9 protein-coding genes are annotated in these 12,516 nt (G+C 61.3%); 6 read left to right on the forward strand and 3 right to left on the reverse strand.

The genetic code is table 11. From position 1 onward, the window contains the following. Nucleotides 1–50: 50 nt before the first annotated feature. The 3 genes from ACZ5DH_RS11715 to ACZ5DH_RS11725 are packed head-to-tail and all read left to right on the forward strand — an operon-like array spanning nucleotide 51 to nucleotide 3,385. Complete coding sequence (locus tag ACZ5DH_RS11715) at nucleotides 51–1,004, forward strand: aminotransferase class IV (RefSeq protein WP_464256550.1); 954 nt, start codon at nucleotides 51–53, stop codon at nucleotides 1,002–1,004. After that, nucleotides 1,004–2,416: a glycosyltransferase gene (locus ACZ5DH_RS11720; RefSeq protein WP_464254447.1), complete on the forward strand. Its 1,413-nt coding sequence runs from the start codon at nucleotides 1,004–1,006 to the stop codon at nucleotides 2,414–2,416. Before ACZ5DH_RS11715 ends, ACZ5DH_RS11720 begins: the two co-directional genes overlap by 1 nt. Before the next feature lie 60 nt (nucleotides 2,417–2,476). Further along, nucleotides 2,477–3,385, forward strand: coding sequence for a PP-loop family protein (locus ACZ5DH_RS11725; protein ID WP_464254448.1), 909 nt, complete (start codon nucleotides 2,477–2,479; stop codon nucleotides 3,383–3,385). A 339-nt stretch (nucleotides 3,386–3,724) separates the two neighbouring features. On the opposite strand, the gene fabF is transcribed toward ACZ5DH_RS11725, so the two are convergent. Continuing rightward, nucleotides 3,725–4,954: a beta-ketoacyl-ACP synthase II gene (gene fabF, locus ACZ5DH_RS11730; RefSeq protein ID WP_464254449.1), complete on the reverse strand. Its 1,230-nt coding sequence runs from the start codon at nucleotides 4,952–4,954 to the stop codon at nucleotides 3,725–3,727. 249 nt (nucleotides 4,955–5,203) lie between these two features. Between fabF and ACZ5DH_RS11735 the strand changes: the two genes are divergently transcribed. The 3 genes from ACZ5DH_RS11735 (at nucleotide 5,204) to ACZ5DH_RS11745 (ending at nucleotide 9,714) form a co-directional block, all read left to right on the forward strand. Next, nucleotides 5,204–5,329 carry a hypothetical protein gene (locus ACZ5DH_RS11735; protein WP_464254450.1) on the forward strand — a complete coding sequence of 42 codons (126 nt, stop codon included), beginning with the start codon at nucleotides 5,204–5,206 and terminating at the stop codon, nucleotides 5,327–5,329. A gap of 607 nt (nucleotides 5,330–5,936) precedes the next feature. Then, nucleotides 5,937–8,252 carry a ferrous iron transport protein B gene (gene feoB, locus ACZ5DH_RS11740; protein WP_464254451.1) on the forward strand — a complete coding sequence of 772 codons (2,316 nt, stop codon included), beginning with the start codon at nucleotides 5,937–5,939 and terminating at the stop codon, nucleotides 8,250–8,252. 1 nt (nucleotide 8,253) lies between these two features. Beyond that, the gene (locus ACZ5DH_RS11745; protein WP_464254452.1) at nucleotides 8,254–9,714 is read left to right on the forward strand and encodes a GGDEF domain-containing protein; all 1,461 of its coding nucleotides are present in this window, start codon (nucleotides 8,254–8,256) and stop codon (nucleotides 9,712–9,714) included. Nucleotides 9,715–10,095: 381 nt separating this feature from the next. Here the strand turns inward: ACZ5DH_RS11745 and thrC are convergent, their stop codons facing one another. Both thrC and plsY read right to left on the reverse strand, forming a co-directional pair. After that, nucleotides 10,096–11,541 (reverse strand): threonine synthase, encoded by a 1,446-nt coding sequence (thrC, locus tag ACZ5DH_RS11750; RefSeq protein WP_464254453.1) that lies wholly within the window; start codon nucleotides 11,539–11,541, stop codon nucleotides 10,096–10,098. A 185-nt stretch (nucleotides 11,542–11,726) separates the two neighbouring features. Continuing rightward, a complete protein-coding gene (gene plsY / locus ACZ5DH_RS11755) occupies nucleotides 11,727–12,365 on the reverse strand; it encodes a glycerol-3-phosphate 1-O-acyltransferase PlsY (protein WP_464254454.1) in 639 nt (212 codons plus the stop codon). Nucleotides 12,366–12,516: the final 151 nt, after the last annotated feature.

Genomic DNA, 12,516 nt, shown 5'->3' on the forward strand with positions numbered 1-12,516 from the left:
GACGGGGGAAACATCCCGTCCGCCCATTGAGGAGACCCCCCTTGAAAGCTGTGAATGCCCATACCTACCTTGCGGCCCTGCTGGCCGCCCCCCGACCCGGATCAGAGAACGTGCTGGCCTTCTATGACCACAGGGTGGGGCATATCTGCACAGACGCCAGCCTGCTGCTTCTGCCTCTGGACGACCACATCTGCCACAGGGGCGACGGCCTTTTCGAGAGCATCAGTTACCGCCAGGGCAAGCTGTTCAGCTTTGACCAGCACCTGAACCGCCTCAAGGACGGCGCGGCCGCCCTGCAAATCACGCCGCCCTGCTCCTGGGACGATCTGCGCGCCATTATTCTTGATGTTGCCCGCGCCGCAGCAAGCGAGCAGGGCGACATGCGCGTATTCCTGAGCCGTGGCCCCGGCGGTTTTGGCATCAGCCCGTCGGAATGCCCGCAGGCCGGGCTTTACATAGTGGCCCTACGCAAAAAATTCGCGGGCGAAGCCTTTTATGAAAAGGGCCTCACCGCCTTTACCAGCGACATTCCGCCCAAGCAGGAATATCTCGCCCGCATCAAGAACACCAACTACCTGCCCAATGTCTTCATGGCTATGGAAGCCGCCCAAAAAGGCATGGACGTGGCCGTGACCTTTGACGAAAACGGCTTCATGGGCGAGGCCGCCACGGCCAACGTGGGCCTTGTGGACGCCCACGGCAGCCTGCTCTGCCCTGAACTCAGACGCATCCTGCCCGGCACCACCATGCTGGCGGCCCTAGAACTGGCGGCGCGGCGCGTTCCCGACCCCCTGCCGGTGCTGGAACGGCCCATTCACAAGGACGAAATCGCCGCTGCCCGTGAAATGCTGCTTTTCACCAGTTCCACCCTGTGCGTGGGCGTTACGCATTTTGACGGCATACCCGTGGGCCATGGCGCGTGGCGCGGCAAGCCCGGCCCGGTGGCCCGGTGGCTGCAAACGGCCCTGCTCGAACATCTGCTGGAACAAGGCACTCCCTTCTGATGCGTGTGCTGCTCATAGCCCTGCAAAACACCACGCCCGGCCCCGCCACCCCTGACGAACAGACGCGCTGGGCCGAGCTTGGTTCGCCCATGCGCACGGCCCGTATGGAAGAAGAACACGCCCTTGCCCTGGCCCGCAGCATGCGCGACGGCGGCAACTTTGCCCCCGTGCTGGTCTGCCTTGAAAATTCCAACCTGCATAGCCGCGCCGAGCAACTCAACCTGCCCGTCATTCCCGTAAGCGGCGCGAGCGTGCGCAACCCCCTCAATTTGTGGAAGCTGTGGCGCTGGCAGCGCAGACATGCCCGCCTGCTGGTTCAGACAGTGGGACAGGACGCCATGGCCCTTGGCCGCAGGGTTCTGCGCATGCGTGAGCCCGGTGGAACGCTTCTGGCCCACGCGTTCCTGCTGCGGCCGCCCACGGCCCAAAGCATGACGGACAAGCCTTTTTGGGCTGCGCACAAAATCCTTTGCGGCTCACGCCATATACTGGAGCGCATGCCCGCCTCCGGCATGGCGGAAAGCGCCGCCACGCAAAGCCCCGTGACGGAAAACGCCGCAACAGGCAGCGCCACGGCCCCCTCAGACGGCTCGACCCGCTCAGGCGATCCGTCCGGTGAAGATGCTGGTACGTCGCCCCTGCGTGCCGAGCGTGGCGAAAAAGGCCGGACGCTGCGCCTTGACGGCGACCTCCTCACCCTCATCGCTCCCGGCATGAGCCTGGACGACTTTGCGCCCTCCTCACCCTGGGGGCAGGCGCAAGTGTTTGAACCCATTACAGAAAAAACGGCGCAATCCCGCGAGCAACGCTTTATCTTTGCCCTGGGCGACGCCATGACGCCGCGCTCCGGCGCGCAACTGATGACGCGCGCCATGGCGGCCCTCTGGCAGCGCGACGACCTGCCCACCTGGGAAGTACGCGCGCTTGGCGGCGGCCCCCGCTACGCCGAACTGCTTGAAGAGGCCGAAAGCCTTGGCGTCAGTTCGCGCCTGTGCCTGCTCAACGAGCAGCCCCTGCCGGAGGTTCTGCGACACTGCCATGCATGGATAGCGCCAGGCTCTTCTCCCGAAGAACTGCCCGAAAGCCTTTGGGCGGGCGTGGCGGGCTTTCTGCCCACGGTGTGCAGCAAAAGCCCCCTGCACCGCGAGCGCCTGAGCCTTAACGGAAATGACCCGGCAGACGTGGCGCTGCTGGTGGAAGAAAACGACCCCCAAGCGCTGGCCAAGGCCATGATCGACATCATGCAGGACGCGCCCCTGCGCCGCAGGCTTGCCGAAGCCAGCCAGTCACTGCGCGACCATGTGGGACTTGAATCCTTTGCTGCCAGGGCCTGTGCCCAATATCAACAATGGTGCCGCCAGCTTGGCTGGCTGGAGCCGACGCCGCCCGCCACAGGCGATTCCCGGACTTGAACAGTTTTCTATACTGAAATACTATGACTTATTATTTTTACATACAGCCCAGGATCAGTGATGAAGTGTAAGATCTGCAAAGCCGAGGCCGTGGTTGCCCTGCGCAGCCACAATGCCGCCTTTTGTCCCGACTGCTACAAGGATTTTTTTTCCCGCCAGGTTGCCAGGGGCATTGAAGGCCAAAAGCTTTTCACCCGCGACGAGCGCGTGCTGGTGGCGCTTTCTGGCGGCAAGGATTCGCTGGCCCTCATGCTGGAGCTTTCGCTTCAGGGCTACAATGTCACGGGCCTCCACATCGACCTTGGCATTCCCGTTTCCTCCGCGGCCGCGCGCGGCGTGGTGGAGCGCTTCTGCGCCAAGCACGGACTCACCCTTATGGTGAAGGAAATGGTCGCCGAGGGCCTGCCCATTCCGGCTGTCAAGGAACGCCTGAACCGCCCCGTCTGCTCTGCCTGCGGCAAGATCAAGCGCCATTTTTTCAACAAGGTCGCCCTGGATGAAGGCTTTGACGCTCTGGCCACAGGCCATAACCTCGATGACGAGGTGGCGCGCCTGTTCAGCAACACCCTGCGCTGGGACACAGCCTATCTTTCCGACCAGGGGCCGCTGCTGGACAGCGAGCACGGCTTTTCACGCAAGGTCAAACCCCTCTGGCGGCTGTCGGAATTTGAAACCGCCAACTACGCCTTTCTGATGGGCATTGAAAACCACTATGCGCCCTGCCCCTACAGCCCCGGAGCAAGCTTCACCACCCTCAAAGGCCTGATGCAGAACCTTGAAGCCGCCATGCCCGGCCGCAAGCTCGACTTTTATCAGGGTTTTCTCGCACGCGGACGGCCCGTCTTCGCCCGCCGCGAGGCTGAAGAGGGTCTGGAACTGGCCCCCTGCACCCTTTGCGGCTACCCCACGTCCTCGGGCGAGACCTGCGGCGTCTGCCGCATCCGCGCCGCGTTAAAAGGCGAAGACTAGAGCAATATTTGTTTGGAGTGTGAGGTAATGCTCTGTGGGGGAGGGACCCTTTTGCAAAAGGGTCTCCTCCCCCACACCCCCACCCCCTAAAACTTTTATCGTGTCTTGCCGTAATACAAAGCTGGTTTTGATCTGAAGCGGGGTTTCAAAGGCAAGTAGCTTCACGGCATTACGCCATTTCAAAGTGTATCTGCGGCCAGCAACAGATTAGCAGCAGGTTACTGCCACAGATGAACGCAAAAGGGCGCAGCCACACGGCTGCGCCCTTTTACATAGCAAAGAGATTTTACCCTAGCTGTGCTGTAGCAATCGCCAGAGCAAGTTCAAGGGTAACCGGCTTTATCCCTCGTACTTTTTAAAAACCACCGAGGCATTGTGCCCGCCAAAGCCAAAAGCGTTGGAAAGCGCATAGGTAATGTCGGACTTCACGGCGACATTACGGATGTGGTTCAAGCCGCTTTCGTCATCGGGATTGTCCAGATTGATGGTGGGCGGCAGCAGCCCGTGCCGCAGGGCCTGCAAGGTAATGATCGCCTCAATGCCGCCCGCCGCGCCAAAAAGATGCCCCGTCATGGACTTGGTGGCGCTCACGCGGGCGCTGTCCAGGCACTGCTGAAAAACAGCCCCTATGGCCTTGGCTTCAGACTTGTCGCCTTCCCGCGTGCCGGTGGCGTGGGCGTTGATGTAACCTATGTCGCCGGGGGTCACTCCGGCCTGCTTGATGGCGATGCTCATTGACCGGGCCGCGCCGTGAAAGTCCGGCGAGGTGATGTGGCCCGCGTCGCACGTAGCGCCATAGCCCGCCACTTCGCCCAGAATGATGGCCCCGCGCCGCGTGGCGTGCTCAAGGTCTTCAAGCAGGAGCACGGCGGCCCCTTCGGACATGACGAACCCGTCGCGGTCACGGTCAAAGGGACGGCTGGCCTGTTCCGGGTGGTCGTTATTGGTGGACAGGGCCTTCATGCTTGAGAACCCGGCGAACAGAAAGGGATGGATGCCCGCATCGGCCCCACCGGCCAGCATCATGTCGGCATAGCCGTGCCTGATGCTCAAAAATGCCTCGCCAATGGCGGTATTCGCGGTGGCGCAGGCCGAAACCGGCGCGTAGTTCGCCCCCTTGAAGCCCGTTTTGATGGCAATGACGCCCGAAGCCATGTTGCTGATCATCATAGGGACCATAAAAGGCGACACGCGGCGCGCGCCCTTGGCAAGAAAGGCCTCATGATTGCGCATGATGGTCTCTATGCCGCCAACGCCCGACCCCACATACACGCCCGCCCGCTCGGCGTCCCAATCGTCGCCGGGATTGGCCATATCAAGGGCCTGCTTTGCCGCCGCGTAGGCATACTGGATGTAGCGGTCGTATTTCTTCGCTTCCTTGGCGTCCAGATAGGCTTCGGCGGGAAAGTCCCCGATTACGCCGCCGACCCGCGACGCGCTTTCAGCAAAGGCGGGGTCGTCAATTTTTTTTATGCCGGACGTGCCGGTTGAAATGTTCTTCCAGAGCGTTTCGGCGTCATTTCCTGAAGGTGAAATGATGCCGTATCCAGTTACAACCACCTTACGCATATGCTCTCCTGAGCTTTGATTTTAACAATACCTTGCCGTGTGCCGCACGGCGCGGGCGCTTGCAAACAGTGCGAAGAATACTCTCAACTAGAGCAATTTCATTATGAAATTGCTCTGGCGGATGCGGGAGCAGACGCTCGCCACGGAGGCGTAAGCGCAGCTTCAGCCGTTGCCTGCAGGGCTTGCCTGAACCGTTGACGGAACCGTCTTACGGGGCAGGACAGCATCGCTACGGATGCTTCAAGCGTTGTGACACAGGAAACTACGCTTGAAGACAGCACGCGTAACGACACGGCTTGCCCCATACAATCGCTGTCGCCATCCGTAAGCCCTGCGGGCGCGTTAGCCGTTGCAGCGTCAGCGGCTTACGGATAACGACAGCGACTCTTTGAGTAAGATTTTTGCGTAACTCATTGCCGTCTTTATCCGTAGCTTCCTGCGTCACAACGGCTAAAGCAACGGCTGCCGCGAAGACTGCACCGCTATTTATTTGCGCGGTTAAACGCCGAAGTGAGCGTGCCTCAAACTTTGAAAATATACATTTTCAAAGTTAATCTGCTCTACCTGACGCCCGAGCGGGTAAACCTTGAAACGGCATGATGCCTGTACGCCGCTGTCTCTGCACGTGGCCCCGAGCAGGGCAAGCCGCGTGTCCCGCATGCCGCTTTTCGCAAAATATCGCCCCTATGTCTGCAAAAGCAGGCGGCCTGCCTTGCGGGCGTGCAAAGGGATGCAGGGAAAGGGCATTGGTTTTTTCGTGATATTTTTTGTGTATAGTCATCTATCGTAAAGGTGGACGAAACGTCAATGTGGCCAATGCAGCGGCCAGCCTTACACCATGTCAATAAATTTTCTCCGACGCGGATGATTGCTTGACTTCATCTATTTTTGAAAATAAATTTCAATTTCGAAAATACCCCACCAGCTTCTTGCTGGCGGTTTTCGCGACGCGAAGGCCGCAGGCGAATCCAGGAGCGTCATAATGTCGGATTCCTACACCGCTGATGCCGTGCTGCCTTCAGCAGCCAGCGCGCGCGCCAAGATTGGCGGCCTCACCTATGCTTTGCGGCTCGCCATTGCTGGCAATCCCAACTGCGGCAAAACCACGGTTTTCAACGCCCTAACCGGCGCGCGTCAGCATGTGGGCAACTACAGCGGCGTCACCGTTGAAAAAAAAGAGGGCATTATCCGCCATCAGGGGCAGAAGCTGGTGCTTGTGGACCTGCCGGGCACCTATTCGCTCTCCGCCTATTCGCAGGAAGAGGTGGTGGCCCGCAACGTGCTGCTCAGCGGAACGGTGCAGGCCGTCATAAATGTGGTGGATGCGGGCATTCTGGAACGCGGCCTGCTGCTCACGGCCCAGTTGCGCGAAATGGGCCTGCCCGTGGTGCTGGCCTGCAATATGATGGACGAGGCCAGAGCCGCGGGCATTGAAATAGACTTTATAAGGCTTTCCAGCATGATGGGCGTGAGTGCTTTGCCCACGGTGGGCACCAGCGGCAAGGGCCTGCACGAGGCTCTTGACGCGGCGCGCGGACGCGCCCTGGCCGACGCAGAGCCTGACCCCGTCCCCGGCGGAGCGCAGGGCGCGCTTTGCCCCCGCCTGAAAACACAGGCCCTTCATATCGGTTACGGGCCCTTGCTGGACCCGGCTCTGGCCCAGATGGAAGAACTCATCGCGGGCAACAGCCGCATGGCCGCGTCCCCCTACGCCCACTGCGCGCCGCGCTGGCTGGCCCTGAACCTTGCCCAGAGCGACCCGGAGGCCCTCAGGGCCGTGCGCGCCGCAGACCCCATCCTGGCTGACTGGCTTGAATCCCTTTGCCGCGACCTGCACCAGACCCTGCGCGCGCGGGATGTGGACGTTGAAGGTCTTGTGGCTGACGGGCACAGCGCCTTTGTGCGCACGGTGGCCACCGCCTGCATCAGCAAAACCGGCAACCGCCAGCGCCTGGGCGTGAGCGACCGGCTGGACAGGGTGCTGGCGCACGCCCTCTGGGGCGCGCTGATCATGCTGGGCGTGCTTTACGCCATGTTTCAGATAACCATTGTGCTCGGCTCCTACCCGCAGGCATGGCTGGAATCCGGCTTTTCCCTCCTGAGCGAGATGGTCGGTTCGGCCCTGCCCGAAGGCCTGCTGTCGTCCCTCATCGTTGACGGCCTTATCGCCGGCGTGGGCGGCGTTCTCAGTTTTGTACCCCTGGTGCTCATCATGTTCGCCCTTATCGCCATTGTGGAAGACAGCGGCTACATGGCCCGCATGGCCTATATCGCGGACAGGGTTTTTCAGATGTTCGGCCTGCACGGCGCGTCGGTGATGCCCTACATCATTTCCGGCGGCATTGCCGGGGGCTGCGCCATCCCCGGCGTCATGGCCACGCGCACCATGCGCAGCCCCAAGGAAAAACTGGCCACCATGCTCACCCTTCCCTACATGGCCTGCGGGGCCAAGCTGCCCGTGTACCTGCTGCTGGTGGGCACGTTCTTTCCCGAGAACGCGGCCAACATGATGTTCATGATCATCCTTCTTTCGTGGGCTTTCGCCTTTTTTGTGGCTCTGTTCCTGCGCAAGACCGTGCTGCGGGGGGAGGCCACCCCCCTTGTGATGGAAATGCCCCCGTACCGCCTGCCCACAGTGCGCGGCATCTGCATCCACTGCTGGGAGCGCACCTGGATGTACCTGAAAAAAGCCGGAACAGTGCTTGTGCCCCTGGCCATGCTCATCTGGGCGGGCATGACCTTTCCCGCTCTTGATCCGCAACTGGCCCTGCCCTTTGAAAACGATATCGCACGGTTATCAGCAGCGCTGGAAAACCCGGAGCTTGCCGAAGACGCGCACGCCGACCTTGAGGGCAGGCTTGGCAATGCCGAGAAAGCCCTGAGCGCCGAAAGGCTCCGGCATTCTCTTGCCGGACAGTTGGGCACATGGCTTGAAGACGTGACGCGGCACGCGGGCTTCAGCTGGCGCACGGACGTGGCGCTCATAGGCGGCATCGCCGCCAAGGAGGCCATCATTTCCACCCTTGGCACGGCTTACGCCCTTGGCAAGCAGGATCCTGACGACGACGTTTCGCTGGCGGAGCTTCTGCGCAAGGACCCAGGCTGGAACCAGGGTTCGGCACTGGCCCTGCTGGTTTTCGTCATGCTGTACGCGCCCTGCTTTGTGACCCTTGTGGTCATACGGCAGGAATCCGGCAGCTGGAAATGGGTTTTCTTCAGCATCATATTCAATACCCTGCTGGCCTTCGCTATGGCCGTGGGCATTTACCAGACCTATTGCGCCTGGATGGGAAACTGACATGGCTCCGGACGAAAAAAAGGACGCCTGCATAGGCATCAACGCCTTTCTGAGCAGCGGCATCGTAGTGCTGGGCCTCATATTTTCGGCCAGTTTTTTCTATTACATGAATATGGCGCGCGATATCAGCGTGGCCAGCACCAGAATTTACGGCGCGTACCTGCCCCTTACCGAAGCTCTTGATCAGGTGGACAAGCAGAAGAAAAACCTCTGGCGGCTCCTGGGCGAAGTGGTGCTTGCAGAATCGGACGCGCAGAGCCGCCAGGACGTGCAGGCGGCCATAGCGCAACTGCGCGAGACGCCGCCGCCGGGAGCCATTGTACAGCGCCAGCACTGGGAGGGAGCCGTGAACGCGCTTGAACGGCTGGCCGTCCTGCACGCCCAGGCACACGATCTGGAAGCCGGACTTAACGGCCCGCCTGTGGCGCAGAACGCCGGATTGCGGCACGACGTCAACCACGACGATCAGGTCGCCGCCGGCAACGCCGCGTCGTATGCCGCAGGACGTCTCGCCGCTGTCCGTCTGGCCATGGACGCGGCCCTGACCGACTTCACCACGGCCCTGTCCAATATTGAGGCGCGCAATCCGCTTGCTGACGAAATGCACGGGCAGTTGCGGCGTACCGCCGCCCTGGCGCACGATTTTGAAAACAGGCTGCTTCTGGGCTTTCTTTTTCTCGGCGCGGGCATGACCTCGCTTTACACCATCCTGCGCCTGCAACTGGCGCGCCCTCTGCGCGGCATCATGGCCTACCTCGACCAGTTGGGCACAGGCGTCAAAAAGCTGTTTCTGCCACGCAGCCGCATTGTGGAGATACGCAATATCGCCTCCGCGCTGGACAATCTGAGCACCTATCTGAGCAAGGCCACCATACAGTCCAACAAACTGGTTTCCGAGCATGACCGCTTTCAGAAGATGTCGCTTGTGGACGGCCTCACCGGCGTGCGCAACCGCCGCTCCTTTGACGACAGCCTGCGCGCCCTCTGGCGTTTTGCGCAGGAGCGGCAGCAGCCCCTGGCACTCATCATGCTGGATGTGGACAAGTTCAAGATATATAATGACAATTACGGCCATCAGGCTGGCGACGAATGCCTCAAGCGCGTGGCCGCCGCCATGACGCGGGCCGCCCGCTCCACAGACGTGTGCGCCCGCTACGGCGGCGAGGAGTTCGCGCTGCTTCTGCCGGGAGCAGACGCGCACACGGCCCGTGCCGTGGCCCTGCGCATACACAATGAGATTGAACGCGAGCAGTTGCCCCACCCCGCTTCCCCGGTAAACGGATTTGTGACCGTAAGCCTGGGCGTGGCCAGCCTTGTGCCCGGCAAGGACGCGGGCAATGACGGCAAGCTGCTGGTGCGCAACGCCGATGCGGCCCTGTACGACGCCAAATCCACCGGGCGCAACCGCACCCACATCTATGGCGAGGAGATGGCCTGCACCCCCAAGGCACTGCCGGCCTGAACCTGCGGGCATGTGCCCGTGGCGCGATCGGGCCGGGCAAGTCCTGACGGCATGTCCCTACGGGCCTGAACTTCCCGTTATGAGCCTGCGGGTATGTCCAAACGAGGACAGTCCGATGGACAGATGCGGAAAGGTCATCCCGGCGGCTAGACCAGATCAACTTTGAAATGCTTCACATTTCAAAGTTGTCATTCAACCGAAAAATGCGATTTTCGGCTGAATCCACGCCACGTTGTGGCGCGCGCACGAAAGTGCAGCGTTAGAGCATTTACACTGTTTCAAAGTTAAAATGCTCTGTCGAACCGGAATACAGGCAAAAAGAGATGCGGCGGCGCAACTACTGTTACGCCACCGCATTTTATCGAACAAGCTTTAATATGCTTATTTTTTTTGCAGGTTAAGCCTGCGCACCACGGCATCCGCGCCCATGCCGGCAAATTGCGCAACGTCCAGACCTTCTCTGACGCTCTGCGGCAAAAGCAGTTCGGGCATATTTGCAAGGCTTTTGTCGGGTGTGACGCCATATTCCGCCGGGAAGGAATCGCTGAAGTACATATCCTGGAATCCCGCAAACTTGAGCGCGTGGGCGGTGGCGTCCAGCACGGCGTGTTCGTGGTCGCCCACAAGGCCGAGGGCGCGTGCGTTGCGCAGCCCGGCCAGGCACTCGCCGCCCTGGGTGCAGGCGATGTGGCCGTGGCGGTTGCCAACGATCATTGCATCCATGATCTGCTGCTCGGTCACGCGCACCACCTGGAAGGCGCGTTCGCCGCCAGCTTCAATAAAGCGCTCGGCCAGCATGCGCACACGGGGGAAGGACACGGGATTGCCGATCATGGCCGCCTGGGCCACGCTGGGCTGCACGGTCACAGGCTGCCAGTGGCGCGAGCCCTTGGGGGCGTCGTAGTAGCGCCACACTGGGTCCGCATGCTCGGACTGCACGCCGAAAATGCGCGGCAGGCTGGTGATGATGCCAAGATCCAGCATCTTCAGCAGCCCGCACATGATGGCAGTGACATTGCCCGCATTGCCAATGGGCACAAAAAGGCACTGGTCGGTCATGTCCCAGCCGTACCACTGGGCCACTTCGTAGGCATAGGATTCCTGCCCCAGAATGCGCCAGCTGTTCTTGGAGTTGAGCAGGGCCACGCGATAGTTTTCGGCCAGCAGTTCCACCACCTTCATGCAGTCGTCAAACACGCCCGGCAGTTCCAGCACGGTAGCGCCGCTGCCAAGGGGCTGGGCGAGCTGTTGCGGCGTCACCTTGCCGTGGGGCAGCAGCACAACGGACTTGAGGGGAGCCCCCACATAGGAGGCGTACAGGGCGGCGGCCGCCGACGTGTCGCCCGTTGAGGCGCAGACCGTGAGCACTTCGTCCCACTTGTTGCGGCGGCAGAGCCATTTCAGATAACTGAAGGCGCAGGCCATGCCCCTGTCCTTGAAGGACGCGCTGGGGTTCTGGCCGTCATTCTTGTAGGCAAAGGACACGCCGACCTGATCCCGAAGGGCCGGGGCCGCCTCCACAATGGGGGTGATGCCTTCGCCGAGATAGACGATATCGTCCTCGTCCAGCAACGGGGCCAGCAGTTCGTAATAGCGAAAAATGCCCTTGAGGGCCGTCACGCGGGTGGCGCTGCGGTCATCAAAAATCTGCCGCCACTCCTGCCCGCTGCGTTCTTTGAGCTTGGCGAAATCGAGGTTTTCCAGCAGAAAAACACCGCCGCACTGGGGGCAGGTGTACAGCAGGTCGTCGCCGGGGTAGCGCGCGCCGCAGTCAAGGCAGACATACTCCATGCGGCCGCGATAGGCCGGGAAATCCGCGTGGGACATAAGACGAACTCCTTCTTGGCAGGCCGGAGGAAGAGAGACTTTGCGTAAAAAACCTTTCTTCCCCCACCTTCGGCTGCAAAAACGCTTGCTGCCGAAGCCGCTTTCCGAGGCTTTTTACCCGCCCGGCGCACAGGGCGCGGGGCAATCCAAAATATGCGGCGCTCCTGCCCACAACGGGCGGGGCGCTATTTATCGCCCTGATCTCCGCCTTGCGGAGCGCAGGGGGCTTCACACTGGCTTTTGCCTTTCTGCCAGCTTTTTTCGGTTCCGGCGCGCAGGCGGGCGATGTTTTCCCTGTGCTTCCAGACCACCACGGCCCATACGCCAAGGGCCAGCGGCAGCCACGTCCACTGGCCGCTGACGGCCAGCGCCACAGGCAGGGCCGTGACCAGGGTCAGCGAACCCAGCGACACGAAACCGCTGCGCCAGATCACCAGCAGGCACAGCACCGAAGCCGCAAGCAGCTGCCAGAAGGCGAGGGGCAGAAACACACCGATGCTTGTGGCCACCGCCTTGCCGCCCCTGAACTTCATAAAGCAGGAAAAAACATGGCCCAGCACGCAGGCCAGGGCCACCATGCTGACAAACACGGTGGTGGTGTTGATTCCGAAGGCCAGCCACACAGGCACCGCGCCCTTGAGCACGTCGCACAAAAGCGTGACCACGCCCCACTTGAAGCCGCACAGGCGCGCCACGTTGGTGGCTCCGGTATTACGGCTGCCGCTCTCTCTGGGGTCAAGGCCGCAAAAGGTTCTGGCAATGACCAGTCCCCACGGCACGGAGCCGAGTACATAGGCCAGGGCAATCCATAAAATTTCCAGCATGGTTCTCTCCGCCATGTGCTGTCAGGGCATTTTTACCGGCACTGCCGTCGCATCCACAACGCTCTCCGGCGGCTCGCCAGACGCACGGTCAATGACCACGCTGCGGGCCGTCCGGACAACGGGCATTCCACACAGGGGCAGGCGCCCTCGC

This window comes from Desulfovibrio simplex (assembly GCF_055387835.1).

Bases quoted from the DNA above. Each gene is read 5' to 3' on its own strand.
- plsY (WP_464254454.1), bottom strand. From the start codon at position 12,365: ATGCTGGAAATTTTATGGATTGCCCTGGCCTATGTACTCGGCTCCGTG.
- thrC (WP_464254453.1), bottom strand. From the start codon at position 11,541: ATGTCCCACGCGGATTTCCCGGCCTATCGCGGCCGCATGGAGTATGTC.
- ACZ5DH_RS11720 (WP_464254447.1), top strand. From the start codon at position 1,004: ATGCGTGTGCTGCTCATAGCCCTGCAAAACACCACGCCCGGCCCCGCC.
- feoB (WP_464254451.1), top strand. From the start codon at position 5,937: ATGTCGGATTCCTACACCGCTGATGCCGTGCTGCCTTCAGCAGCCAGC.
- ACZ5DH_RS11725 (WP_464254448.1), top strand. From the start codon at position 2,477: ATGAAGTGTAAGATCTGCAAAGCCGAGGCCGTGGTTGCCCTGCGCAGC.
- ACZ5DH_RS11745 (WP_464254452.1), top strand. From the start codon at position 8,254: ATGGCTCCGGACGAAAAAAAGGACGCCTGCATAGGCATCAACGCCTTT.
- fabF (WP_464254449.1), bottom strand. From the start codon at position 4,954: ATGCGTAAGGTGGTTGTAACTGGATACGGCATCATTTCACCTTCAGGA.